Source organism: Arcobacter denitrificans (SeqCode) (assembly GCF_048571185.1).
Taxonomy (GTDB): Bacteria; Campylobacterota; Campylobacteria; order Campylobacterales; family Arcobacteraceae; genus Arcobacter; species Arcobacter denitrificans.
The window spans coordinates 1,550,033-1,575,428 of the sequence record NZ_CP182350.1 but is presented as its reverse complement, the minus strand read 5'-3'; the positions used below and the strand labels follow the sequence as shown (position 1 = coordinate 1,575,428).

At 30.2% G+C, this 25,396-nt stretch carries 30 protein-coding genes and 6 tRNA genes; 8 read left to right on the top strand and 28 right to left on the bottom strand.

Annotated elements, in window-relative coordinates:
• Nucleotide 1: 1 nt before the first annotated feature.
• Together ACNI28_RS07935 and galU are read right to left on the bottom strand one after the other, a co-directional pair.
• The gene (locus ACNI28_RS07935; RefSeq protein WP_419763728.1) at nt 2–1,198 is read right to left on the bottom strand and encodes a glucose-6-phosphate isomerase; all 1,197 of its coding nucleotides are present in this window, start codon (nt 1,196–1,198) and stop codon (nt 2–4) included.
• Entirely contained in the window at nt 1,188–2,033 is an 846-nt protein-coding gene (galU, locus tag ACNI28_RS07930) for a UTP--glucose-1-phosphate uridylyltransferase GalU (RefSeq protein ID WP_419763727.1), read from the bottom strand. Before galU ends, ACNI28_RS07935 begins: the two co-directional genes overlap by 11 nt.
• Nucleotides 2,034–2,190: 157 nt before the next feature.
• Here galU and ACNI28_RS07925 point away from each other — a divergent pair, with 157 nt between their 5' ends.
• Both ACNI28_RS07925 and ACNI28_RS07920 read left to right on the top strand, forming a co-directional pair.
• Entirely contained in the window at nt 2,191–2,550 is a 360-nt protein-coding gene (locus ACNI28_RS07925; protein WP_419763726.1) for a hypothetical protein, read from the top strand.
• A 92-nt stretch (nt 2,551–2,642) separates the two neighbouring features.
• On the top strand, nt 2,643–2,909 hold the full coding sequence (locus tag ACNI28_RS07920) for an acylphosphatase (RefSeq protein WP_419763725.1): 267 nt from the start codon (nt 2,643–2,645) through the stop codon (nt 2,907–2,909).
• Nucleotides 2,910–2,917: 8 nt separating this feature from the next.
• Here ACNI28_RS07920 and ACNI28_RS07915 read toward each other — a convergent pair.
• The 19 genes from ACNI28_RS07915 to ACNI28_RS07825 form a co-directional block, all read right to left on the bottom strand.
• Nucleotides 2,918–3,005: transfer RNA gene (locus ACNI28_RS07915), tRNA-Ser, on the bottom strand.
• A 108-nt stretch (nt 3,006–3,113) separates the two neighbouring features.
• Complete coding sequence (locus ACNI28_RS07910) at nt 3,114–3,263, bottom strand: hypothetical protein (RefSeq protein ID WP_419763724.1); 150 nt, start codon at nt 3,261–3,263, stop codon at nt 3,114–3,116.
• A gap of 73 nt (nt 3,264–3,336) precedes the next feature.
• Nucleotides 3,337–3,413 (bottom strand) — tRNA-Met (locus ACNI28_RS07905).
• 66 nt (nt 3,414–3,479) lie between these two features.
• Nucleotides 3,480–3,564, bottom strand: a tRNA-Leu gene (locus ACNI28_RS07900).
• Between the two features lie 30 nt (nt 3,565–3,594).
• Nucleotides 3,595–3,671: transfer RNA gene (locus ACNI28_RS07895), tRNA-Arg, on the bottom strand.
• A 13-nt stretch (nt 3,672–3,684) separates the two neighbouring features.
• A tRNA-His gene (locus ACNI28_RS07890) sits at nt 3,685–3,761 on the bottom strand.
• A 31-nt stretch (nt 3,762–3,792) separates the two neighbouring features.
• Nucleotides 3,793–3,870 (bottom strand) — tRNA-Pro (locus ACNI28_RS07885).
• A gap of 120 nt (nt 3,871–3,990) precedes the next feature.
• Nucleotides 3,991–4,770: a thiazole synthase gene (locus ACNI28_RS07880; protein WP_419763723.1), complete on the bottom strand. Its 780-nt coding sequence runs from the start codon at nt 4,768–4,770 to the stop codon at nt 3,991–3,993.
• A gap of 71 nt (nt 4,771–4,841) precedes the next feature.
• Nucleotides 4,842–5,153: a divalent-cation tolerance protein CutA gene (gene cutA / locus ACNI28_RS07875; protein WP_419763722.1), complete on the bottom strand. Its 312-nt coding sequence runs from the start codon at nt 5,151–5,153 to the stop codon at nt 4,842–4,844.
• On the bottom strand, nt 5,150–6,535 hold the full coding sequence (locus ACNI28_RS07870) for an NAD(P)H-hydrate dehydratase (RefSeq protein ID WP_419763721.1): 1,386 nt from the start codon (nt 6,533–6,535) through the stop codon (nt 5,150–5,152). Before ACNI28_RS07870 ends, cutA begins: the two co-directional genes overlap by 4 nt.
• Before the next feature lie 11 nt (nt 6,536–6,546).
• Complete coding sequence (locus tag ACNI28_RS07865) at nt 6,547–6,873, bottom strand: translation initiation factor SUI1 (protein ID WP_419763720.1); 327 nt, start codon at nt 6,871–6,873, stop codon at nt 6,547–6,549.
• 10 nt (nt 6,874–6,883) lie between these two features.
• On the bottom strand, nt 6,884–7,873 hold the full coding sequence (tsaD, locus tag ACNI28_RS07860) for a tRNA (adenosine(37)-N6)-threonylcarbamoyltransferase complex transferase subunit TsaD (protein ID WP_419763719.1): 990 nt from the start codon (nt 7,871–7,873) through the stop codon (nt 6,884–6,886).
• A complete protein-coding gene (locus ACNI28_RS07855) occupies nt 7,870–8,424 on the bottom strand; it encodes an RBBP9/YdeN family alpha/beta hydrolase (RefSeq protein ID WP_419763718.1) in 555 nt (184 codons plus the stop codon). Before ACNI28_RS07855 ends, tsaD begins: the two co-directional genes overlap by 4 nt.
• Nucleotides 8,425–8,426: 2 nt before the next feature.
• Nucleotides 8,427–8,858, bottom strand: coding sequence for an Lcl C-terminal domain-containing protein (locus ACNI28_RS07850; protein WP_419763717.1), 432 nt, complete (start codon nt 8,856–8,858; stop codon nt 8,427–8,429).
• Nucleotides 8,855–9,139, bottom strand: coding sequence for a hypothetical protein (locus tag ACNI28_RS07845; RefSeq protein ID WP_419763716.1), 285 nt, complete (start codon nt 9,137–9,139; stop codon nt 8,855–8,857). Before ACNI28_RS07845 ends, ACNI28_RS07850 begins: the two co-directional genes overlap by 4 nt.
• Nucleotides 9,129–10,196, bottom strand: a complete 1,068-nt coding sequence (gene dxr, locus ACNI28_RS07840) for a 1-deoxy-D-xylulose-5-phosphate reductoisomerase (RefSeq protein ID WP_419763715.1) — start codon at nt 10,194–10,196, stop codon at nt 9,129–9,131. The genes ACNI28_RS07845 and dxr overlap by 11 nt, the downstream gene beginning before the upstream one ends.
• Nucleotides 10,193–10,951, bottom strand: coding sequence for a phosphatidate cytidylyltransferase (locus tag ACNI28_RS07835; protein WP_419763714.1), 759 nt, complete (start codon nt 10,949–10,951; stop codon nt 10,193–10,195). The genes dxr and ACNI28_RS07835 overlap by 4 nt, the downstream gene beginning before the upstream one ends.
• Nucleotides 10,952–11,013: 62 nt before the next feature.
• Complete coding sequence (gene traT, locus ACNI28_RS07830; protein ID WP_419763713.1) at nt 11,014–11,601, bottom strand: complement resistance protein TraT; 588 nt, start codon at nt 11,599–11,601, stop codon at nt 11,014–11,016.
• Between the two features lie 9 nt (nt 11,602–11,610).
• Nucleotides 11,611–12,939: an NFACT RNA binding domain-containing protein gene (locus tag ACNI28_RS07825; RefSeq protein WP_419763712.1), complete on the bottom strand. Its 1,329-nt coding sequence runs from the start codon at nt 12,937–12,939 to the stop codon at nt 11,611–11,613.
• A gap of 123 nt (nt 12,940–13,062) precedes the next feature.
• On the opposite strand from ACNI28_RS07825, the gene ACNI28_RS07820 reads away from it, so the two are divergent.
• Entirely contained in the window at nt 13,063–13,386 is a 324-nt protein-coding gene (locus ACNI28_RS07820) for a cytochrome C (RefSeq protein ID WP_419763711.1), read from the top strand.
• A gap of 160 nt (nt 13,387–13,546) precedes the next feature.
• Nucleotides 13,547–15,061 carry a DUF3373 family protein gene (locus ACNI28_RS07815; protein WP_419763710.1) on the top strand — a complete coding sequence of 505 codons (1,515 nt, stop codon included), beginning with the start codon at nt 13,547–13,549 and terminating at the stop codon, nt 15,059–15,061.
• Nucleotides 15,062–15,086: 25 nt separating this feature from the next.
• Here the strand turns inward: ACNI28_RS07815 and ACNI28_RS07810 are convergent, their stop codons facing one another.
• The gene (locus ACNI28_RS07810) at nt 15,087–15,599 is read right to left on the bottom strand and encodes a hypothetical protein (RefSeq protein WP_419763709.1); all 513 of its coding nucleotides are present in this window, start codon (nt 15,597–15,599) and stop codon (nt 15,087–15,089) included.
• A 129-nt stretch (nt 15,600–15,728) separates the two neighbouring features.
• On the opposite strand from ACNI28_RS07810, the gene thrS reads away from it, so the two are divergent.
• The 4 genes from thrS to rplT all read left to right on the top strand — a co-directional run bounded on the left by thrS (nt 15,729) and on the right by rplT (nt 18,840).
• Nucleotides 15,729–17,516 carry a threonine--tRNA ligase gene (gene thrS, locus ACNI28_RS07805; RefSeq protein WP_419766455.1) on the top strand — a complete coding sequence of 596 codons (1,788 nt, stop codon included), beginning with the start codon at nt 15,729–15,731 and terminating at the stop codon, nt 17,514–17,516.
• A gap of 29 nt (nt 17,517–17,545) precedes the next feature.
• Nucleotides 17,546–18,040 carry a translation initiation factor IF-3 gene (gene infC, locus ACNI28_RS07800; protein WP_419763708.1) on the top strand — a complete coding sequence of 165 codons (495 nt, stop codon included), beginning with the start codon at nt 17,546–17,548 and terminating at the stop codon, nt 18,038–18,040.
• A 141-nt stretch (nt 18,041–18,181) separates the two neighbouring features.
• On the top strand, nt 18,182–18,379 hold the full coding sequence (gene rpmI / locus ACNI28_RS07795) for a 50S ribosomal protein L35 (RefSeq protein ID WP_298753648.1): 198 nt from the start codon (nt 18,182–18,184) through the stop codon (nt 18,377–18,379).
• A 101-nt stretch (nt 18,380–18,480) separates the two neighbouring features.
• Nucleotides 18,481–18,840, top strand: a complete 360-nt coding sequence (gene rplT / locus ACNI28_RS07790; protein ID WP_419763707.1) for a 50S ribosomal protein L20 — start codon at nt 18,481–18,483, stop codon at nt 18,838–18,840.
• A 75-nt stretch (nt 18,841–18,915) separates the two neighbouring features.
• Here the strand turns inward: rplT and ACNI28_RS07785 are convergent, their stop codons facing one another.
• From ACNI28_RS07785 to leuC, 6 genes are all read right to left on the bottom strand, one after another.
• Nucleotides 18,916–20,106: a rhodanese-like domain-containing protein gene (locus ACNI28_RS07785; RefSeq protein WP_419763706.1), complete on the bottom strand. Its 1,191-nt coding sequence runs from the start codon at nt 20,104–20,106 to the stop codon at nt 18,916–18,918.
• A gap of 18 nt (nt 20,107–20,124) precedes the next feature.
• A complete protein-coding gene (locus ACNI28_RS07780) occupies nt 20,125–21,582 on the bottom strand; it encodes an NAD(P)/FAD-dependent oxidoreductase (RefSeq protein WP_419763705.1) in 1,458 nt (485 codons plus the stop codon).
• Nucleotides 21,583–21,694: 112 nt separating this feature from the next.
• Entirely contained in the window at nt 21,695–21,919 is a 225-nt protein-coding gene (locus tag ACNI28_RS07775; RefSeq protein ID WP_419763704.1) for a hypothetical protein, read from the bottom strand.
• A gap of 43 nt (nt 21,920–21,962) precedes the next feature.
• Entirely contained in the window at nt 21,963–23,420 is a 1,458-nt protein-coding gene (locus ACNI28_RS07770; RefSeq protein WP_419763703.1) for an NAD(P)/FAD-dependent oxidoreductase, read from the bottom strand.
• 96 nt (nt 23,421–23,516) lie between these two features.
• Entirely contained in the window at nt 23,517–24,116 is a 600-nt protein-coding gene (mobA, locus tag ACNI28_RS07765) for a molybdenum cofactor guanylyltransferase MobA (RefSeq protein ID WP_419763702.1), read from the bottom strand.
• The gene (leuC, locus tag ACNI28_RS07760) at nt 24,117–25,385 is read right to left on the bottom strand and encodes a 3-isopropylmalate dehydratase large subunit (protein WP_419763701.1); all 1,269 of its coding nucleotides are present in this window, start codon (nt 25,383–25,385) and stop codon (nt 24,117–24,119) included.
• Nucleotides 25,386–25,396: the final 11 nt, after the last annotated feature.

The following is a 25,396-nucleotide window of genomic DNA, read 5'->3' as shown; positions in this document are numbered from 1 at the left end:
CTTATTTTAGTTTTTCTTTTAAGATAATTTTTCCAGCTTCAACACCTGGCTGGTCATATGTATTTATTTGTACAAATTTACCTACAGTTGAAGTTAATAATTCATATGAAAACATTAATTTACCTATGTTATATTCATCTTGGGCTTGTATTGTAATAACATCGCAAGGTATATCATCTAAACCTTCTATTGCTTCAATAGTTGCATCGGCTTGTTTATTAATAAGGTCTTTAAATTTAATATCATTTAAATAGTCCAACTCTTCTAATCCTTCTAGTGATAAATTAGGAATAGTCATCTCATCTTTAAAATCTTCTATTTTTATAAAGGTAACCGTTTTATCTCTTTTCCCTTCAACAATCAATTGTAAAAAAGAATGTTGGTCTATTGGTCCAACAAGTCCAATTGGAGTTAAAGCTTGTTTGGTACCATTTATATTTATCTTTCCTAAACTTTCACCCCAAAGTTGCACATACCATTTATTAAAACCTTCAAGTAAAAGTGAGTACGAAAAAACAACATTTATGTTAAATCTATTTTTATTCTCAACTAAAAACCTTGCTTTTTCCATAAGTAAGTCATAATATTCATCTTTAGAAAAAAAACTATCACTTACTTCTTTACACCCTTTTAATAACTCATCAATATCTAGCCCCATAATTGCAAGTGGTACTAGTCCAACACTTGAAAATACAGAAAACCTACCACCTACATCTTTAGGAATATCAAAAGTTCTAATACCTCTAACTTTAGCAAAACTGTTTAGTTTGCTATCATTTTCTGTTATGCATATTGTATTTTTTGAATCAATAGTTGTAAGAGTATGTAAGTATTTTAAAATACTTACAGTCTCCACTGTAGTTCCTGATTTACTTATGATTATAAAAAGTGCTTCATTAAGATTTATTTTACTAATTCTTCTTTGTAAATCTAAAGGATCCGTTGATTCTAAAAAGTGAAGTTTTTTACTATTTTCTTTATGTTGTAAGAATTTATGAATAGCAAAAGTTCCTAAGGAACTTCCTCCAATACCTACAACTACTATATCTTTTTGAGTAACTGTTTTTGCAAACTCTTTTATATCACTTGTATCTTGGTAGGGAAGATTATAATAGCCAATATAACTCTTCTCTTTTACTATTCTTTCAAATATCTCATTATTTGATTTTATTTGATAAAAGTTCTTATTATATTTCATCTGATTTTGCTTTATTATAAAAATGATTTGTAGCTTCTACAAAGCCATCTATCCTTCCACAATCAAACCTTTTACCCTTAAACTTGTATCCTATTACCATATTCTCTTTTGCTTGTATCATAAGTGAATCAGTAATTTGAAGTTCACCATTTTTACCTGGCTTTGTGTTTTTTATTATCTCATAAATATCAGGTGTTAAGATATATCTTCCTATGATTGCTAGATTTGAGGGAGCATCCTTTGGGTCTGGTTTTTCAACCATATTATTTATCATAAAAATACCCTCTTCTATCTCTTTTCCTTCTATTACACCATACTTATATGTTTCATCTTTAGGCACTTCTTCGATGGCTACAATGGAACACTTATACTTTTCATAAAGCTCTACCATTTGAGATAAAACTCCCTTTCCTTCATCATCACATAAATCATCTGCAAGAATAACTGCAAAAGGTTCGTTTCCTATTAAAGTCTCCCCACCAGTTAAAATCGCATGTCCAAGACCTTTCATCTCTATTTGTCTTGTATATGAAAAAGTACATTTTTCAATTACATTTCTAATTTCAGTTAAATAGTGCTCTTTACTTGTACCTTTTATTTGATGTTCTAATTCATAGGATATATCAAAGTGGTCCTCAATAGCTCTTTTACCTCGCCCTGTTACTATTGCCATTGTGCTCATACCAGAAGCAATTGCTTCTTCTACTCCATATTGAATAAGTGGTTTAGTTAAAACGGGTAACATCTCTTTGGGTGTAGCTTTTGTGGCAGGTAAAAATCTAGTCCCATAACCAGCTGCTGGGAAAAGACACTTTTTAATAAGTTTGTGTTTCATATATTATCTCATTTGATTATTTATTTTAAGATTGTAACAAAAAAGGATTTACAAGATTCTTGAAATAGCCCGCTTTTAAACCATCTTCATAAATAAATTATTTTATTTCTAAGAATCAAATTGTATAATTTGGAAAATTTATACAATAGGATTTCCAATGAACAAAGTTACCTTAAAACCAAAAGAAAATAAAAAGTTTAGTTTATATTGTCCTTTTACAAATGAAAAACTCGATAATGATAATAACTCTTTTGAAATATATGAAGGTGCAGGAAACTATCTGTTTTCATTATGTGAAGATTGTCTGTTTTTTGATGCAGGAAACAATGATGAAATTGAAAAATATTGGATAAACTCAGCAGTAGAAGCTGTAGAAAAATTTATAAAGAATCACTCTGATGAAAATATCTTAGTAATTGAAGTGTCTGATAAAAATGATACTTATTTTTATGGTTTTATAAATGAAGAAAACATTGAACTAAGTAATGAAGATATAGAGAAAAGATTTATTAAATAAGCATAAAATTGCTAAATAGCTTAAGGATATGGTAGAATAATATTTAAATAAGTCAAAACTCTAAACATACATAAAAAAAGTGAATATTAATAATGAAAAGCTATAAATTTATAATTAGTGGAAAAGTACAAGGTGTATACTACAGAAAAAGTATAGCTGACAATGCCAATAGAGCAAAACTTAGTGGATATATTAAAAACTTACCAGATGGTAAAGTAGAGGCAGTTGTTACTTGTCATGAAAAAAGAGTAAATGACTTTATTACTATTTTAAAAAGTGGTAGTCCAACTAGTAAAGTAACTGATATAAAACAGTCTTCTTTGGGCTCTTTACACACTAATGGATTTGAAGTAAGATAAAAAGCTTATGGCAGACAGGATGGGATTCGAACCCACGGTAGTTTGACCTACACTTCGCTTCCAACGAAGTACCTTCGACCTCTCAGACACCTGTCTTTATATTAATAAGACGCAAGTATACTTTTAAAAAGATTAATAAGATTTTAAATTGATAGTTTTGTGAACTTATTTTGAGTTAAAAAATAGCATAATTAGAAGAGCCTTCTAACTATTGCTATTATTTGCAGTACAAACCGATTTTGTAGATACTTTTATACCAGCTTTGCTACAAGCATCTTTTAGATTTTCATTATTTTGAATTAATCTAATAAATACTTCAACTTTTTGAGTTAATTTAATATTTGTAATTGACATATATATCCTTTCTAATTTTCTAACTAGGATAATCATTTAAATTGAGGAGTAAATAAATTCATATTGTAGTAATTGGTTGCGGAAACAGGATTTGAACCTATGACCTTCGGGTTATGAGCCCGACGAGCTACCGTACTGCTCTATTCCGCGGTTATTTGAAGTAAACATAAATTAAAATAAATTGATTAGATAAATTAAAAAATGATTTTAAAAAGATGGTGCGGATGAAAGGACTTGAACCTTCACACCTTGCGGCACCAGATCCTAAGTCTGGCGTGTATACCAATTTCACCACATCCGCGTATACAAGTCTTAAAATAAGACAGAAAAGTGGTACTCCCTATACGATTCGAACGTATGACCTACGCCTTAGAAGGGCGTTGCTCTATCCAGCTGAGCTAAGGAAGCACTTAAAAATAAATGGGGTAAGATATGGGAATCGAACCCACGACCTTCTGAACCACAACCAGACGCTCTAACCGACTGAGCTAATCCTACCATCTAACTTTTTATATATATTCTAAAAAAATGGTCGGGGCGAGAGGATTCGAACCTCCGGCCCCCTGGTCCCAAACCAGGTGCGCTAACCAGACTGCGCTACGCCCCGAAACATACTAATCTTACGAAAAGTGGACGGAATTATATTAAGTTTTTTACTATTTGTCAAGGGTAAAATTGGAAAAGATATATAAATTTTCCAATTTTAGCTAACTTTTAGTTTATAGTCCTAAAACTGAATTAATCCATCTATTGGTGAACTAGCTGTTGCATAGGGTTTTTTAGGAATTCTTCCTGCTTTATAACCCATTCGTCCAGCTATTACTGCATACTTCATAGCCTCTGCCATTGCTATTGGATTTTGTGCTTGTGCAATTGCTGTATTTGTTAAAACTGCTTCTGCTCCTAATTCCATAGCAATAGCTGCATCACTAGCACATCCAACACCTGCATCAACTATCACAGGAACTTTTACTGCATCTTTGATAAATGCCACATTATATCTGTTTTGAATCCCTAGACCACTTCCTATTGGTGCAGCTAGTGGCATAATAGCATCAGCTCCCGCTTCTTCTAATCTTTTTGCAATGATTGGGTCATCATTTGTATATGCCATAATTGTAAAACCCTCTTTTTTTAAGATTTCACAAGCTTTAATTGTCTCTATTACATCTGGATATAGAGTTTTTTGTGCATCTCCTATAACTTCAAGTTTAATCAAATCTATTCCTGTAGCTTCTCTCATAAGTCTAAAAGTTGTTATTGCTTCATCTGCTGTAAAACATCCTGCACTATTTGGTAAAAGTTTTACATTTGTATCTTTAAAATAATCTAATAAATTCTCTTCATTTGGGTTTGTAATATTTACTCTTCTAATTGCAACTGTTATAAGCTCACTTCCACTTACAAGTGTTGCATCTTTTGTCGTTTGGAAGTCTTTATATTTACCACTTCCTACTATTAATCTACTATTAAACTCATAATTACCAACTTTTAAAATATCACTCATTCTTTTTCCTCCAATTTTGTTTTACATATAATTTCCGGTTTCAAGCTTAAAGAAGTGAAGCAGTTCACTTCTTATTTACAGCTTTCACCTATAAATTTTTTATATTCTTTACTAGCATCTTCAATATCTATTGATATAATTTCGGGCAAATCATAGCTATGATTTTCTTTGATTTTCCTTTGTATTTTTTTAAAGTTTTTCTTTTTAGTTTTGATTGAGAGAAGCTTTTCCTTATCATTACAAAGATTATCTTTCCATATATATAAAGACTCAACATCTGTAATTTGTATACAAGCCGCAAGTTTTTCTTCAAGTAAAATCTTTGCTATTTTTTTAGCTTCATTTATATCTTCACAAGTTGTTTGGACAATAGATAGCTTCATAATTTTGTTACCTCATCAATAATATCTTGTGGAGACAGGGAATAAGAGTTCTTAGTAAAATTTCTTGCAGCAAAACTATGGGCTAAAGATGCAGTTATTGTTGCATCTAAAGAGTTATATCCTTGTGCTAAAAGAGAAGCTACAAGTCCAGATAAAACATCTCCACTTCCACCCTTGCTTAGGTTTGGAGTACCAAAATTATTTATAAATCTTTTTTCACCTTTTGCAATAATTGTATTTGCTCCTTTTAAAAGCAAAGTTACTTCTGGATATTTACTTGTAAACATTTCAAGGTATTTAAACCTATCATTTTGTAAAGCCTCAACGTTAATATCTGCAATATTGCAAAGCTTTAAAAGTGAACAAAACTCTTTTGGATGTGGAGTCAAGACAAACTCTTTATTTAAAGTCTCCAATATTAGCTCTTCATAAAATAAATCTGCATCTATTACCTTTGGTATTTTAAGAGCTAAAATATTTCTAATCTCTTCAATCTCATAATTACCAAGTCCCATTCCAATAGCAATAGAGGTACAATTATTGGGTATAAAGTGGCTTTGCATAATATGATAGGGTAAATCTAATTCCTTGTGGCAAACAGCAGTAACTAAACCTGCCCCAAATTTAAAAGCAGCATCACAGGCTATTCTACCTGCTCCACATTTCTCACCCATGATAATACTCACATGACCAAAAGTTCCTTTGTGAGAGTTTTTATCTTTTCTAAAAGGAAGTTTCATATCAGTTTTTTCTAAAAGAAAAGTATTACTGCTACTTTCATAAACATCTCTTTGAACTCCTAAGTTAGCAACTATTATCTCACCCACATAGTTTTTAGCACTATCACTAAACAGAGACTTTTTATATGCTCCCATAGTAATAGTTGTATCTGCTTTAAAAGCCACGCTATAAATTTGTCCTAAGGTATTAATTCCACTTGGAATATCACAAGCTATTTTATAGGCTTCTAGATAATTTACTCTTTTTAAAAGCTCTATTGAACTCTCATCTAAGTCTTTATTTAAACCACTTCCAAAAAGACAATCTACAACTACATCACAACTACATACAAAACTTATCTCTTCTATTCCTAAAAGTTTTACTCTTTTTAGTTGAAGTTGTGCCATTTGAGACTTTACTCCAAAAGGAATATAAAGTTTCACATCAAATTTTTTATATAAAAGTCTAGCTAATGCTATACCATCAGCTCCATTATTTCCAAGTCCACAAACAATAAGAATTACACTTTTTTCTTCAAACTTATCTTCACAAAATTTTGCCATGCTAGATGCGGCGTGTTCCATAAGTATATCTTCACTTAAGGCAAACTCTTCGTAACATCTTCTATCTAAAGTTCCAACTTCATCAAATACTTTTTTCATGGCATACTTCTTTATTTGTTTTTAAATTTCCATCCATCTTTTGATAAGATTTCTATTATTTTTTGTTTTACATCACCTTGCAGTTCTATCCACTCTTCTTTTATAGCTCCACCACAGGCAAGCTTTTTCTTTAGAAGTTTTAAAACCTCTTTTTTTTCATCATCACTTACATTAAATCTACCCACCAAAGTTACGGGCTTACCTTTTCTTTTCTCATAGGTAAATACTAACTGATGTGAGTTTTTTGGTTCTATTTTATTTGATGACTTTTTTTTCTTATCTTCTTTTTTTGTATCAAAACTATCGCCATCTAATTTTGCACCCATTTCAAATATCATTGTCTCACCTTTAAAATACTTTCACTCTTGTTTGAACATCAAGTTCACTTATAGATATAAAATCATTTACTTTATACTGCTCAACAGCAACTCTTCCTATCATAGCAGCATTGTCACTACAATATTTAAGTTCACTTAACATTAAAGCTGTCCCATGTTTTTCACAAAGCTTTTCAACTTCTCCTCTTAAACATATGTTAGCACTTGCCCCTCCAACTATTGCAAAGTTTTTAGGAGCTTTTTGTTTAAAAAGTTTTTTTAGTTTTTGCATAATATGTTCAACTGCTGTTTTTTGAAAAGAGGCACAAATATCTGCTTTTGTTTCATCACTTAGAGTTCCTTGTTTTTCTATCTCAACTCTAACTGCATTTTTTAAGCCTGAATATGAAAACTCTATTTTAGGACTTTGTCTTAAAGGTACTGGAAAATCAAATTTCTCCTTATCTCCTTTATATGACAATTCTTGAATAATAGGGCCACCTGGATAACCAAGTTCTAACATCTTGGCAACTTTATCAAAGCTCTCTCCAAAACTATCATCCATTGTGCTTGCTATTATTTTCATATCACTTAAAGAGTTTACTTCTATTATTTGAGTATGTCCACCAGAAACCAATAAAACACTTAAAGGCAATATTGCCTTGCTTTCTATAAATAAAGAGTAAATATGCCCTTTTAAATGATTTACAGCTATAAGAGGAATACCTAAAGAGAGTGCTAAGGCTTTTGCCATAGTTACACCTTCCATAAGAGTAACAGAAAGTCCAGGAGCGTTTGTAACTGCTATTGCTTTTAGTTGAGAAAAATACTCTTTGCACTCTTCAAGTATTTTAGGTAAAGCTTCCACATGAAGTCTTGCGGCAAGTTCAGGTACAACTCCACCATAAACACTATGTTGCAGTTCTTGAGATATTTTTTTGTGATAAACAAGCCTATTCGTAGCTATTTCTGTTATAGCAATAGAGCTATCATCACAAGAAGATTCAATACTTAAAATCAACGATTTTCCTCACACTCTTCAACTCTATTTATCCAATCTAAGGCACAATCAAGTTTCCCAAATCCAGAAGCTGCATTTATATGTCCTGCATCTTCCATAATTTTCATACCAATATTTAGTTTTGATTGAAGTTCAATTGCCTCTTCTATTTCCATATATGGGTCATTGGTTGAGGCTGCCATTATTATCTCACGGGATTTTAAATCTTTTGCTATTGGATATGGATAAAAGCTTTGAGCCTCTTTTACAACTCTATTTCTACTAACTGGTGCTACTAACATAAGCTTATCTAACTTGATATCAAGTTCATCACAAGTATGAAACCAAAGTATATTTGCTAAAGAGTGACAAACTACAATATCAGGATTGAAGTGTTTTATCTCTTTTTTCAAAAACTCTTTCCACTCATTTAAATCAGGACTTTCTCTTTTTGGAAAAGCTGGAAAAGAGACAACATAATCCTCTTTTATCAAATCCCTTGCTAAGTGAGCCTGCCAATGAGGAAAATCACTTCCACCTAAACCATGTAATATTAAAACTCTTTTATTCACTTTTACTTTCCTGTCCTTACGCATCTAACTAATTTTTGCTTATGTCTACTATCAAAATATGGAGTACCACTTACAAAATGCATATAATCAGCATAAAACCATAGCGTTCTCCAATGAGCAGTACTAGCCCAATATCCTTCATTTAAGCTATATCTAAAAGCTCTATTTATATTTCTTGGGGGATTATTTTTATCTACAATTAATTCTAATTCTTCAATTTCTGGTAAACGCCAATTGCTATATGTCCCATGAAGCAAATCTTCACAATATTTTTCAGCTTCTTCGTGGGTAAAATAAAGTTTTACATTGGCTTCACTATCCATCCAAACAAGAGGGTGCTCTTTATCAATTACGATTTGTAGTTGAGTATCTCTTTGAAAAGAGGCTGCATTTAAAATTGCGACTAACGATATAATTAGTATAAAATATCTCATTGTCTTATCTTTGAATTAAATTTTCCTTTTTGAATTCTATCATTACTAAACTCATCAAAAAGTTCTATATCTATTTTACCATTTTTTTTGAACACAAGTCCAACTAACTCTTTTTTTGTCTCTTTAACTTCTTTTTCTTCTGGTTTTGCATGAACTTTCCAATTTTCAAACTTCTCTTCAAACTCTTTTATTGTTTGTTTTTCAAAGTTAGTTCTACTTGCTATTAAATATATTACTAAAACAAGTAATATCCCAAAAGGTATAAATAAATCAAGACTCACAATAAGCCCTCACTTCTTTATCCCAAGCAAAAATTTCTTCAAGTGAACTTGGCTTTACATTATGAAAATAATTTACTGCATCAAGTGTTATTTTCGAGATATCTAAAAAACCTATTTTTTCATTTAAAAACTTTGCAACGGCAACTTCATTTGCAGCATTAACAACCACTCCTAAATTTGGATTTTTTAAAATCTCATCTTTTATACCCCAGATTGGATATCTTTGTTCTTCTATTTTTTTAAACTCTAAAGTTCCAACTTCTACTAAATCTATATGTTTGAGTATATTTTCATCAACTTTACCTAAAACAGCATATGAAATAGGAAGTTGCATATTTGCATTTGCAATATGTGCTGTTGTACTTCCATCGGAAAAATTAATAAGTGCATGAATAAGTGATTTTGTCTCTATTATGGCATCAAGTTTTGTTGTGTCAAAAAGCCATTTTGCTTCTAAAAGTTCAAAAAGTTTATTTGTCATGCTTGCACTATCTATTGTGATTTTGTTTCCCATTGACCAGTTTGGATGATTTAAAGCCTCTTTGATAGAAACATTTTTTAACTCTTCCAAAGGATAATCTCTAAAAGAGCCTCCACTTGCAGTTATAGTCATAGAGTCCATTTTTTTATCTTGAAGTAAATACCAAAGTCCAAAGTGTTCACTATCTATTGGCATAAGATTTTTTTGATCTATGAAAGCCCCTGCAACAACCAAGGACTCTTTATTTGCTAAAGCTACTTTTTTACCACACTCTATGGCTTTTAGTGTTGGTTTAAGTCCTAAAAATCCTACAAGAGAATTCACTACAGTTTTAGCATCTGACTCTTCTATAGCTTTTAAAATTGCCTCTTCACCATAAGTTACATTAGGATGATTTACTTTTGAGATATCCTTTTTTAAAGCTATTACTACTTTTTTAGGATTGAACTGTTTTATTTGAGAATTAAGCAGTTCTATACTTCTTCCTGCAACCAAAACATCAATATTTAGATTAAACTTTTTTGCAATATTAAGAGTATTAACCCCAATAGAACCCGTACTTCCTAAGATTATCAAATTATAGCTCTCAATAAGACTAGCATTATAATTGATGCAAATAGGAATCCATCAGTTCTATCCAATACACCGCCATGTCCTGGCAAAATATCTCCACTGTCTTTTACATCAGCTTCTCTTTTTAAATAACTTTCAAATAAATCACCAAAAATAGATGCGATTGCAACAATTATAGAAATAACCAAAGTACCCCAATATGTTATCCCATCAATAGCAAATATTGGACCTAAAATTGCTGCTAATACAATACCACCGGCAACACCTTCTAAAGTCTTATTTGGACTTGTTTCACAAAATTTAGTTTTACCAAAAGCTCGACCTACATAATAAGCTCCAACATCAGCAGATGCTACAACAAATAACATCCACCAAAAAACTTCTATTCCATATTCTGTGTATAAAGCTAAAAGAGTTAAAAATGAGACTAAAGGATAAAGAAGTGGTAAAAATATTTTTTTGTCCATATCTCTTTTATAGGCTAAATTTCCACCAAAAATTACAAGTGCTACTAAAACCAATATTTCAGGATTTGGATAAAAGTATGCAATAATCCAAGAAATCAATGCATATTGGTATACTCTTGAATCTTCTACTTTAAATAAATTCATTGCTTCATGAACACCAACAATCATAAAAACACCAAGAAATATCCAAGTTACAAACATAGTATCAATATAACTAACTAATATAAACAGTGCAAATAAAGCAAGTGCTGTTTTTATTCTTGTTGAACTTGAGGTGAGTAACTCATTCATAAATAACCTTTGATTTTTTGATATTTTATCTTAAGTTTTCTTTCTATTTTGTAAATAGAGTTTTAAGGGAATATTCTTGCTACTTTTTCTGCTATTTTATTTTCTAAAATATCTATAGTTATTTCACTAGACTCATCAATAAGTGTAGACTCTGCAATTACTTGTGTAATAGTCTCATTTGTTATAATATTATCTTTAAATTCTCTAATTGTTATATCCATAATTATTTGATAAGATTTTGTATCCAAGCTATCACCCAATATAGAACCAATTTTTGAGCCAATAGTTCCACTAACACCTACATTTCCAAAAACTTGTCCTATGGTAATATTTAGGTTTGTATTACTTAAAATATCTTTTGTAGTACTTCTTTTACCTATTTCATTGGCAAAAATAGTGTTTATATCAAGGGAGTATTCTCTTGCATACTCATTTGAAACTACTTCATAACCATGTTTTTTTAATTCACTACTAAGTTTTTTATAAAGTTGGATTTTTTTATCTGTACTGTTGTTATACAATATTGAAATTGTTTTATTTTCACTTTTACTTACTACTATCTCATTTGTAATTTCAATTTTTGAAATATCTTTTGAACTACACGAAGAGAGTATAAATATAATAAAAAAAGATAAAAATAGTGTTTTCAAAATATCTCCTTAGATGTGTACGTCAATTGTATCATATGGATTATACAAAACATTTGCACCATTTTGAACTTTTACGTTTCTTCTTTGGGTAAAATCTACTAAATATTTTCCCGCAAAGTCTGTTGAAAACTTCACACATAGTTCTGCTGCTTTATATATTACATCTATTGGCAAACTCTTTTTTGTGTTTTGAACTATCACATGTGAAGAGTTTGTACTTTGCATATGAAACCAAAAATCACTTGCTTTTGAGTTCTGAAGCAAATATATATTTGAGCGTTCATCAGTTCCAAGTAATATTCTATATCCATCAAAAAAGAAGCTTTCATAGGGCTCTTGTTTTTTTGTTTTTGTTTGATTTTTCTGTTTTTTAGGAAGTAAAAACTCAACCTCATCTATAGACTTACAAAGTTTTATATTTGATACCATTCTATTTAGAAACTCAACTTTTTTTGATAAATTATCTTTTTCAATTGAGATATATTGACTTTTTTGTTTAAGTTTTTTTGCTTTTTTAAAAAGCTCATTGGCAAAAACAGAAAGACTACTACAATCACTTAAATCTATATCTATAATTGTTCCATCATAATTAGTTAATTTAGCACTTTTATCATAGGGCTTTATAAGATGTAAATTACTTAGAATTAAGTTTGCTTTTTCATACAACAAAACTGACTCTTTTTCTAAGTCATCTTTTTGTGGTAATGTTTTTAATACCTTTATTAATTTATTACTATTTTTTTCTATTTGTGATATTTTTTGTTTTTTTAAACTTGTTAAGAGACTCTGCTCTTTTTGAAGATAGTTGTTTAATAAAAACTTTTCTGTATCAGCTATCTCTTCCATCTTAGGAATAAAGGTCTGTTTTGGAATTTCATCTAATTTTTCACCAACTTTTACAACTCTAGATGAACTAAATTCATCTATATGCCTTAAAGCTTCCAAAACTATCTCTTTTTCGTCCAAGATTATGATATTTGTATGCTTTCCTGTAAACTCTAACTGTAAAATTGTGGTTAATTCTTTGTATGAAGATTTAGAATTAACATAAAATCTTATAATTTTATCATCATTGTGCATCGTTATATTTTTTATTTTTGAATTATTAAATCTTTTTTGTAATATGGTATCAAAGGGTGCAATAAAATCTTTTTTTAAAGAGGTTTTTTCCTCTTTTTTATAAATAAGACTATTGCTTTTTGACATATCAAAATAGATAACATTTCTTTCATTAAACTCCATGAATATCGTATTATTTTCTACTCTTTTTATATTTCTAATAGCATGACAGTTTTCATTTAAATAGTTAACAATATTTTTTATTGCATAATATTTCATTTTTTTCCAATTATAAGTTTTTTTTATATTATATTTTGTAGTTTCATTATACTTTTTATTACAATTTTAATAAAGTTTTTAATTTTATAAGTTATAATTGTAATAAATTTAAGGAGACATATAATGAATAAATTACTAAAAATTGCTTTAGCTTCTGCTTTAGTGTTAGGTGTTGCGTCAACAAGCGTATCTGCAGACCCCGTAAAAGGTCAAAAACTTTTTATTAAAAAGTTAAAAAGTTCATGTGGATTTAATGGTGCAAAATTTGCTTCAAAACATACTCAAGATGAGTGGGCAGAAATAAATAATAAAGGAATGTTTAAAGAAGAGATTGGGAAAATCTGTCCCGATGCAGATCTTAGTAAAATAAAAGATTCTTGGATTAAACACTTTTATGATTTTTCTCATGAGTATGCAAGTGATTCAGGAAATGTTCCATCTTGTTAATTTTTAAGTAAAGAGGAGTATCATCCTCTTTACAACTCCCTTTATATATTACCTACAGTATATTAATCATAAGAAAAAGTTATATCATATTAAGTATTCATTAACCCTTTTAAGTGTAAACTTCGTGCAATTGTGGAGACAATAATTATAAGGAGAATTAATGAAAATAACAAGTATTGCTTTATCTTTAGTAGTGGCTTTAAGTACGTCATGTTTTGGAGCAAAGCTATCTAACGATGAACTTCAAGCACAAATTGAAGCTTTAAAAGCACAACTTTCTTTACTTGAAGCAAAAGTAAACGAAGCTACAAAAAAAACTACTGAGTTAAAACTTCCTGCAAATACGGAAAAAAGATTATCAATAGTTGAGAAAAAAGTAGCAAAAAACTATACAAAAATCAATGATGTCAAAACTCATGATGCTAATGATAATATCAAATGGGATATTGACTTTAGAACACAAGTTGATAATATAAACTATAAATTATCAAATGGAACAACAGCTAAAAATAGTGCTCTTATGACAAATAGGTTATGGCTAGGTATGGCTTATATGCCAAATGATAATACTATATTTAAAGGTACTCTATCTTACAACAAAGCATATGGAGATTCAGCAAATCATTCTCAAGCTAATACAAGTCCTGGATATGCAAACTTTGACTGGGTTACAAATGAAAATGCAAATGACAATACTTTAAAAGTAAAAGAAGCGTACTGGTTATATAAAGACGACTCATTTATGGGGAATAAAGATTTACCATGGGCAGTTTCAGTAGGACGTCGTCCATCAACTGATGGTTTAGGTATAAACCTAAGAGCTGACCAATCAAGAAAATCTGCACTTTCACATACTGTAAATGTTGAATTTGACGGCCTTTCTGCAAAATTTGATTTAGATAAAATCACAGGTGTTCAAGGTATGTGGTGGAAATTTTGTGCAGGTCGTGGTCTAACTAATGCAAAACCAAGATTTAGTTCAGATGGACTTGATTATGCTAATGATAATACAAAAAACCCAAATATTGATATGGCAGGGTTTATTTTCGTTCCATACGACAATGGACAATACTCAGTTCACACAAACTATGCAAAAGCATGGAATATGATTGGTTTTACACAAACAGATATGTTTGATGGGAATAATTCAAATAATACCTTTAAAGATTTTGGTGATTTAGAACTTGCAACTATCATGTTTAAAGCCGATGGTATAGGAGAAGAGATTTCAGATTATCTTGATAATACAATAGCTTTTGCTTCTTTTGCAGCATCTAAAACACATCCAAACTCTTTGGGAATGTTAGGTTCAACTGATTCTAAAACTGGTAGTTCTATTTGGCTAGGAGTTAATGCTCCATGTCCAATTGACCAAGAAGATTCAAGAATTGGAGTTGAGTGGAATAAAGGTAGTAAATATTGGAGACCTATGACCTATGGTGAAGATACTATGGTTGGTTCTAAAATAGCAACAAGAGGTACTGCTTGGGAAGTTTATAGAAACTCTAAAATTAACAATGCCCTAAGCTGGTCATTAAGATATACAAAAATAAATTATGATTATTATGGAAGTAATGGTTTCTTTGGATATGATGGGAATCCTGACTTAGGTTCTGTAAGTCCTTATGTAACGCAAGCTCAAAATATAACAGCAAATGTAAGATATAGATTCTAAATAAAAAGAGGAATTTCCCCTCTTTTTATTTTAATACATATTTATCATATTTTAAAATTACTCTCTCAGCTATCTCTATCATTTTGATATTTAAAATCTTAAATTTTTCATCTTTTATATTAAGAAGTAACTTATCATAAACATTTGAGTAAGGATAAATCAAAAAATAAATATACTCTTTTGCTTTGGATTCTTTTCCTAGCTCTTTAAACCACATAGCAAGTAATGAAATATAAAGCATAGAAGGATTAAACTCTAAACTATCTTGAAATTCACGGGACAACTCTTTATTTATAAAATTGTATGCTTTTAGTATTGTATTAATCCTAGAAGAGCTTTTATTCTTTATATAAAAGTCGTTGTCTCTTGTTACTTTTTTTAGCTCTATTAAAATATCTGTTGAAATATCATCTATATACTTTTTTATATTTTCATCTATTGAAAAATCTATATCTTCACTATTTTCATATGATGAAATTAGATCTTTACATAAAAGTAATAAGGCTTCAGTCTTTATTTTAGATAGGTTTATAATCATGTCTAATTTTATCTAAACAATTCTAAATAAGCATAACTCTAAAGTTTTTTAAGTCTAATTAAGTTAAAATATAAAAATTTTTATAAAAAACTCAAAAAAAGGAAATTATTGGAACCAATTGGTGTATTTATGGACGGTCAGATTTTCGACCTTCAAACTGCAGAAGCTTTAAATATTCAAGGAGAGGTGATAAAAGCCGATAACTCTAAAGAATCTTTAGAGATTTTACGACACTCATGTGCCCATCTTATGGCACAAGCTATCAAAGAGTTATATCCAGAAGCTAAATTTTTTGTAGGACCTGTAGTAAGTGAAGGTTTTTATTATGACTTCAAAGTTGAATCAAAGATTACAGATGAAGACTTACCTAAAATTGAAAAGAAAATGAAAGAGTTAGCTAATGCTAAACTACCCATTGAAAGATATGAAACTTCAAGAGAAGAGATTCTAAATAAATTTGAAAATGATGAGTTAAAACAAGCGGTTTTATCAAGAATTGAAGATGATACCTTAACTATCTATAAACAAGGTGATTTTGAAGACTTATGTAGAGGTCCTCACTTACCAAATACTAGAATGATTAGAAGTTATAAACTTACACGAGTAGCTGGTGCTTATCTAGGTGGTGATGAAAAAAATGAAATGATCACTAGAATTTATGGTATTGCATTTTTTGACAAAAAAGAGTTACATGATTATGTAAGAATGCTTGAAGAGGCTAAAAAAAGAGATCATAGAAAACTAGGGAACGAACTTCAACTTTTTACATTTAATGATGAAATAGGAGCAGGTCTTCCTTTATGGTTACCAAATGGAGCAAGACTAAGATCAAAATTAGAGCATATCTTATACAAAGCACATAGAGTAAGAGGTTATGAACCAGTTCGAGGACCTGAGATTTTAAAAGCTCAACAATGGATTACTTCAGGTCACTATGAAAACTATAAAGAAAATATGTATTTTACAACTATTGATGAACAAGAGTATGGTATCAAACCAATGAACTGTGTTGGTCATATTCAAATCTTCAAAGATGACTTGGTTTCATATAAAGACTTACCACTTAAACTTTTTGAGTATGGTGTAGTTCATAGACATGAGATGAGTGGAGCAATGCATGGCTTATTTAGAGTTAGAGAGTTTACTCAAGATGATGCACATATTTTCTGTACTCAAAGTCAAATCAAAACAGTAATTTTTGAAGTCCTAGAGTTTGTAGATTCTTTATTAAAATTATTTGATTTTAAATATGAAATTGAAGTTTCAACAAAACCAGAAAAAGCAATTGGTGATGATATTTTTTGGGAAAAAACTACAAAAGGTATCATGAATGCACTAGATGAAAACAATATCTCTTATGGTATTGATGAAGGTGGAGGAGCATTTTATGGTCCTAAAATTGATATTAAAATTCTAGATGCTATTGGAAGAAAGTGGCAATGTGGAACTGTGCAAGTAGATATGAACTTACCATCTAGATTCAATGTTGAATTTATCAATGATAAAGGTGAAAAAGAGCAGCCAGTTATGATTCACAGAGCTATTTTAGGTTCTTTTGAGAGATTTATTGGTATATTAACAGAACACTGTGCGGGAGAGTTTCCATTTGCAATTGCACCAACACAAGTTATTTTTGTGCCTATTGCAGATACACATAATGACTATGCAAAAGAGTTACAAAAAGAACTTCTACAAAATGATATGGATTCTAAGATTTTCAATATGAACGAAAGTTTAAACAAAAGAATTAGAATGGCAGAGAAACAAAGAGTTCCAATGATTGTTGTAGTTGGAGATGAAGAAGTTGAAAATAAAACTGTAGCACTAAGAGATAGAAGAAAAAGAGAACAATCAAACATGGGTAAAGTTGAATTTATCCAAATGTTAAATGAAATCAAAAAAGGAAGTGAAATTTGAGTCGAGGTAATAAAAAAGACGACGTAATAATGAATGACGATATTACAGCTAGAGAAGTTAGATGTATGGGTGATGATGGTACTAATTATGGTATTATCTCAACAACTGATGCCTTAAGTACTGCTGATGAGTTAGGTCTTGATTTGGTTCTTATTGCGCCAGATGGTAAACCACCTGTTGCTAAAATAATGGATTATAGTAAATTCAAGTATCAACAAGAAAAAAAGAAAAAAGAAGCTAGAAAAAATCAAAAAGTGATTGTTCTAAAAGAAGTTAAATTTTCTGTTAAAATTGCTGATAATGATATTAACTATAAAGTTAAACATGCAATTGAATTCCTTCAAAAAGGTTATCATGTAAAATGTAGAGTTTTCCTAAAAGGTAGAGAAATGGCTCATCCTGAAGCAGGTGCTGCTGTTTTAGAAAGAGTTTGGCCAATGCTTGAAGAGTATGGTGAAAGAGATGCTCTACCTAAACTTGAAGGAAGATTTGTAAACATGATGGTTCTTCCTAAAAAAGACTAAATTATACTAAAGTAGAAGAGATATTCTCTTTTACTTAAAAAACTTCAAACTAACTTAAACTTATTCAAAGCTTTTTTTAAATATAATCACAGACTTTTTCTAATATCGAAGAAGAATGCAAATTTAAGAAAGGAGAAATCCATGCCTAAAATGAAATCAGTAAGTGGAGCTTTAAAGAGATTTAAAGTGAAAAAAAATGGTTCAATTAAATGTGGTTCAGCATTTAGAAGTCACATCTTAACAAAAATGTCAAGAAAAAGAAAAGTGGCATTAAGAGGACCTCAAACTGTTGATAGCACTGATGCTACAAGAGTTAAAAGAATGTTGTGTAAAGCGTAATTAAATATATTTAATTACAAGTCCCTCCACAAATATGTGGACAAGTTCGGCAATAGCCGACACCAATATTTAAACAAATATATGGTTAAGAAAGGAATAAAATGCCTAGAGTTAAAACTGGTATAGTTAGAAGAAAAAGACATAAAAAGGTTTTAAAAGCCGCTAGAGGTTTCTTTGCAGGTCGAAGCAAACACTTTAGAAAAGCGAAAGAACAATTAGAAAGATCTTTAGTATATGCATACAGAGATAGAAGACAGAAAAAAAGAGATATTAGAAAGCTATGGATTATCAGAATTAATGCAGCTTGTAGATTAAATGATATCAACTATTCAAGATTCATGAACGGTGTAAAATTAGCTGGAATTGAACTAGATAGAAAAATATTAGCTGATATGGCAATGAATGATGCAGCAGCATTTACTTCAATCGTAACAGCAGCGAAAGCAGCATTGGCAAAGTAATTTTAAATTTGCAAAATAAAAAAGGGGTTTGAATAATCAAACCCCTTTTTTTATGCATTTATTATATGTATAACCCTACTCAATAGGTTCATTAACCTCAATCTTACAATCAGTACCTTTACAATCTACATTTGCATCAAAATAGAATATTTCAGATATATCTATACCTGCATCTTTTAATTTTGTCCATGCGTCAATAGAACGTCCACCTGCTGTACAATTAAATACTATAGTTTTATCTTTTGGTAATTTTGCATATAACTCTTTTGCTTTTAAAGGTTCAGCTGGTATATTTATTGACCCTTTTATATGACCAGATTTATACTCTTCAGGAGCAGTTACATCAACAATTTGAATAAATGATGGCACATTTCCTTTTTTAATAAAAGAGTACAACCATTCACCATCAATACTTCCTTCATCACTTCCTATTTTAGCGCCATTTTTAGTCATAGTTGGTTTTTTTGGAGCATCTTTTTTAGTAGCTATTTTTGAAGCACTTTTTGTTGTTGCTAATCCAGTCTCAATCCATACTGGCATCCCACCTGCAAATACAGAAACATCTCTATATCCTAAAGATAAAAGTTTTTTTGCAAGTTTATGTGATTTTCCACATTTATATCCTCCACAAAAAGTAATGATTTTTTGACCTTGGTGTACAGGGAATCTTCCTTTTAATTCACTCATTTTAGTATCAGGAATTGAAATTGCTCCAGGAATAGTCTCCTTTAAGTACATTTTATATGGTCGTGCATCCATAATAACTGCTGCATTTTTTGCTTGTGCACCTTTTACAACTGCAATATCAACTTCTTTATAGTTTCTCTTTGTCCACTCAGGTTCACCCGCTTGATAAAGTTTTACATTTGTAAATCCGTCTTTTTTAAGCATATTTCCAACTTTTGGTGATTTACCACATTTCCATCCACCACAAAATACAATTATCTCTTTGTTTTTTGACACATCTTTTAATTGTGTAACATATTTTGAATACTCAGTATCTGGAATATTCAAGGCAGAAGGAATAGTTCCTGCCTTATATTTTTTATTTGGTCTTGCATCAATAAACAAAGCTTTCGCACTATTTCTAGTTCCTTTAGCAACTTTTGCCTTTGCATAGTTATAATCAACTACTTGTAACTTATACTTATCAATCATTGATTGAACTTTTGCACTTGGTTTTGTTAAATTTGTTTGAGCAAATAAATTAGCTCCAAAAAGAAGCGAACATGTAATTGCAATTGAGATTAAAGTTTTTTTATTCATTTTTTATCCTTTTTTTTATTATAATTTGCCAGATAGCATTCCGTATTGTGTCATTGGTTTTAAAATATAATATTTTAAAACCCACCAAATATATCTCTCTTGTGTTGGGTCTAATGGAAAAGAGGGTGTTGGTTTCATACTATAATCAAACTCTGCTAACATTACTTTTCCAATATCAGTGATTATTGGACAAACAGTGTATCCACCATATTTAGCCTCTAATTCTTTTCCTTCCATAAGTGAGATAAGATTATCTACTACCACTTTATACTGTTTCCTTACACTTCCACCTGTTTTACCTAGGGGAACTGCTGCAATATCTCCAAGGGAGAAGATATTTGGATATTTTACATGTTGCAGAGTCTCTTTATTTACGGGAACCCAACCTCTTGCTGATCCAATTTCAGAGTCTGCAATTTCTGGTGCTGCTTTCATAGGAGGTGCTATATGTAAAAAATCATAAGGAACTTCTACAAACTTATTTTTTTTAATCATAGTGTGCTCTTCTATATCTGGGTCATATTCACCTTTTTCATACCAAAACTTATCAAATGTAGCAGTTTTTTCTTTCAAATTCACTTCTATTAAATTATGATTTAAATTATATTTCATATTTCTAGCTTTGTATTGTTTTATAATTGCCTCTTCGTACTCTTTAACAGAAAACATTTTTGAACTATTTGCATAAAATGTCATATCTACATTTTCTCTAGCTTTTTTTGAAACTTCATTTAATCTTGTATTCATTAAATACATGATTTTTTTTGGAGCTCCACCACATTTTACTGCTGTGTTTGGATGAGAAAATATTGCATTTTGTTTTTTTCCATTTTTTGCATTTTCCATTGTTTTTTGCATATTTTCCCAAGTAATAACAGCTCCATCAACATTATAAATTGAACTTGCACCACTATTTCTAAATATTTCATTTAACTTTGTATTATCTTTAGCTGTATAAACATCCCCTATTTCTTCCAAACCTTTTATTTTAGCAAAGTCTAAAACTACACCCGCAGTTACAATCAAATAATCATAAGATATTTTTTCACCACTTGATATAGTTAAGTTGTTATTTGTTGGGTCAAACTCTACAGCTTTGTCTGCTATAAAATTTACCCCACTTGGAACAAAATCTTTTGTATCATATATAACATCATCTTTGGAATAAATACCTGCACCTATAAAAGTGTTACCTGGCTGGTAAGTTACAGATTTTGAATTTGGTTCTATTACAGTAATATCTGGATTTGATAATCTATCTGTAAGTCTTGCAGCAGTTGATATTCCTGCTAATCCACCCCCAACAATTACAATTTTTGCTTTAACATCACTAGCTTCTAGTTTACTTGCAGCCTTTAGTTCGTCTTTAGTTAGAAAAAATGCTCCCCCAACACCTAAAAGCTTTAAAGCATCTCTTCTTGAAATTCCACTACTTTTTAGCTCTTTTTCTAACTCATTTAAAACATCATCATTCATAAGAGTCTCCTTTATTAGTCTATCTCTTATTTAAAGTATATAACAATTAACTATAATCTTCAATGAATGAATATTTGTAAAATGAGTATATTTTAGTTAGTATATATATAAGTTATAATAATTTTATTTTTATAAATTTGATAATAAATCTTAGAATAAGAAGTAGTAAATAGACTACAAAAGTAATAATTATAGGGTGTAAAAATCCAAGCCCATATGTAGTACTTTGAGGCAAGGATTGAATATGTTCAATAGGGTGAGTAAAAAAGTCATTAAAATGAGAAAATAGTGAAAGTATTAGCAGTATAAATAAAAATATAATTAATTCTTTTTTCACATCTTTTCCTCAAAAAACCTAAGCTAAGTGCTTAGATTTTGAATTATGCTTTTCCAGAAAGCATTCCATACATTGTCATTGGTTTAAGTAGATATACTTTAAGTAACCACCAAACATATCTTTCTTGTGTTGGATCTAAAGGAAATGATGGCGTTGGCTTTTTACTCCAGTTAAATTCTGCAAGCATTACTTTACCAATATCAGTAATTAAAGGACATACTGTATATCCAGCATACTTAGAAGTTAGTTTTTTCCCTTCCATTGCAGAGATTAAATTGTCAACTACAACTTTATATTGTTTTCTTGCACTTCCACCTGTTTTTCCCATAGGAACAGCAGCAATATCACCCAAAGAAAAGATATTTTCATATTTTACATGTTGGAGAGTCTCTTTATTAACTGGAACCCAGCCTTTTTCAGATCCAACTGCAGAGTTTCCAATTTCATCAGGTGCTTTCATAGGAGGAGTAATATGAATAAAATCATAATCTCTTTCTATCATTTTACTCTTTTTAACAACTGAATACTCTTCTAAATCCTCATCCCAATCACCTTTTTCTTCCCATGACTTTTCAAAAGTTGCTCTTTTTGCATCTACATCAATTTCAACTAAATTATTATGATATTCCCATTTCATATCTCTAGCTTCAAACTGCTTTACAATTGCATCATGGTACTCTTTAACTCCAAACATAGCTCCACCATTTGGATAAAAATACATCTCAACGTTATCTCTTACACCTGCTTCTTTTAATCTAGCATTTGTAAGATACATGATTTTTTTAGGAGCTCCTCCACATTTTATTGAAGTATTTGGATGAGTAAATAAAGCTTTTACTTTCTTACCACTTTTTGCTTGATCAATTAAATCTTGCATACCTTTCCAAGTATTTTCAGCACCATCTGCATAATAAATTGAGTGAACCCCATTTTTACCAATTTTATTTGATACCTCAGGATTTTCTTGTGATGAATACCCTACTCCATCTAAACCTTTTATTGCCCCATAATTAAGAGCAAGTCCAGCTGCTACAATTAAAAAATCATATGAGATAGTTTCTCCACCTTTAGTAATAACCTTGTTATTATCTGGGTCAAAATCAACTACCTTATCATTGATTAATTTTACACTTTTTGGTAAGAAATCTTTTGTCTTATAAACAATATCTTCTTTTTTCCAAATACCTGAAGCTACTAATGTTTGTCCTGGTTGATATGATACAGAGACAGAATTAGGTTCAATTATAGTAATATCTGGATTTGACAAAGAGTTAGTAAGTCTTGCTGCTGTTGATATTCCAGCTAATCCACCCCCAACTATTACAATTTTACCTTTTGCTTCACTTGCATTTAAAGTTGTTGCAGCTTCTGCTTCGCTTGGATTCATTAAAAATGCAGCAGAACTTAAGCCTGCTAATTTAAGTGCATCTCGTCTTGAAAGACCTTGTTTTTTTAATTCTCTATCTAAAATTTCAAGAGAATTTTTTAATTCTTCATTCATAAAATTACCTTTTTAATTTTCGTTTATGAAGAATATCAAAGTTGAAGTAATATAAAACTTAAATTTAACTTAAATTATTTTATAATAAATATTAGTTTATCTTATAATAGAAAGTGCTTTTTTATAATCTTCAATTTTGTTAAGATTTAAAAATTCATTTTCATCATAAAATTTAATTTTTGAAGAAGTTGTATTATTGATTAGATTCCCTATTTTATGATTGTTATCTAGTATCATAGTATCAATTAAAGATAAGCAAGACTTATTATAGATTCCACATAAATTATGCTCTTTTGATGTTACAGCAATAGTAATATTACTTATAGTTGAGTTCGTTATTAATCTTTGTATACTAGAGATTTTTACAAAAGGAGTATCTACTGTTATAATAAAAGCTTTAGTTAAGTTTATAAATTCAAGAATACTTTTTAAAGCAATTAAAGGTGAACTTTCATCACTAATATTATCATATATTATATCTGTATTCTTGTGATTCTCACTATCTTTGAGAAAATCAAATTTGTTAGTTTTTGAGGATAAATATATCTCTTTAAAGTAGGGTTTTAATCTTTCATACTGATATTGAGCTAGAGAGTTGTAGTTTGAAAAAGGAAGAAGAGCTTTGTCTTCTCCCATACGTGAGCTTTTTCCACCACAAAGGATTACACAAGGTATATCAAATTGTGGTTTAATCATTTATAGACCTCTGGGGTCTGTAATATATCCACTAATTGCACTTGCTGCTGCAACTGCACTATTTGCTAAATAAATTTTTGAGCTTCTTGAACCCATTCTTCCAACAAAGTTTCTATTAGTTGTAGAGATACAAACTTCTCCATCACCCAAAATTCCCATGTATCCACCTAAACATGCTCCACAAGTAGGATTTGAAACAACAGCTCCCGCATCAACTAAAGTATCAATATATCCTGCTTTTGTTGCATCTCTCAATATTTTTTGTGTTCCTGGAGTTAAAATAAGTCTTACATGTCGTGCAACTTTTTTACCTTCCAAAATTTCTGCTGCCACTTTAAAGTCAGACAATCTTCCATTTGTACAGCTTCCAATAAATACTTGATCAACTCTTATATCATCAATAACAGCTTGATTAACACTATGTCCATTTGATGGTAAAAATGGATATGCAATAACAGGATTTAAAGAAGCAACATCTATTTCAATTACTTGACAATAGTTTGCATCTTCATCACTATAATGAATCTTTGGTTCAGCTCTTAGGCTATCTCTGCTATCTAAAAACTCTTTTGTAACTTCATCATATGCAACTATACCATTTTTAGCACCTGCTTCTATAGCCATATTACATAAAGAGAATCTATCATCCATACTTAAGTACTGAATTGTATCACCTGTAAATTCTAAAGCTTTATATAAAGCTCCATCAACACCTAAGATTCTAATAATCTCTAAAATTAAATCTTTTCCAGTTACATATGGACCTGGTTTTCCAGAAAATACCACTTTTATAGACTCAGGAACTTTAAACCAGTTTCCACCAGTAATCATCCCAAAAGAGATATCTGTGCTTCCCATACCAGTAGAAAATGCACCTAGTGCTCCATGTGTACAAGTATGTGAATCAGCACCAATAATAACATCACCTGGTAACACTAAACCTTTTTCAGGTAAAAGTGCATGCTCAATTCCCATATCTTTTTCATCAAAGAAATATTTTAAATCATGTTTCAGTGCAAAATCTCTTGAGATTTTTGCTTGATTTGCACTTGCAATATCTTTTGCAGGGATAAAGTGATCAAGTACAATTGCAAAACCTTCTGGGTTTGCAAGTTTTTCAAAACCACCCTCTTCAAATGCTCTAATTGAAATTGGAGTTGTAATATCATTTCCAATAACCATATCAATTGGACTTCTTACAATCTCACCTGCCAAAACTTCACGTCCCACATGTTCACTAAATATTTTTTCTGTAATAGTTTGACCCATATTTTCTCTCT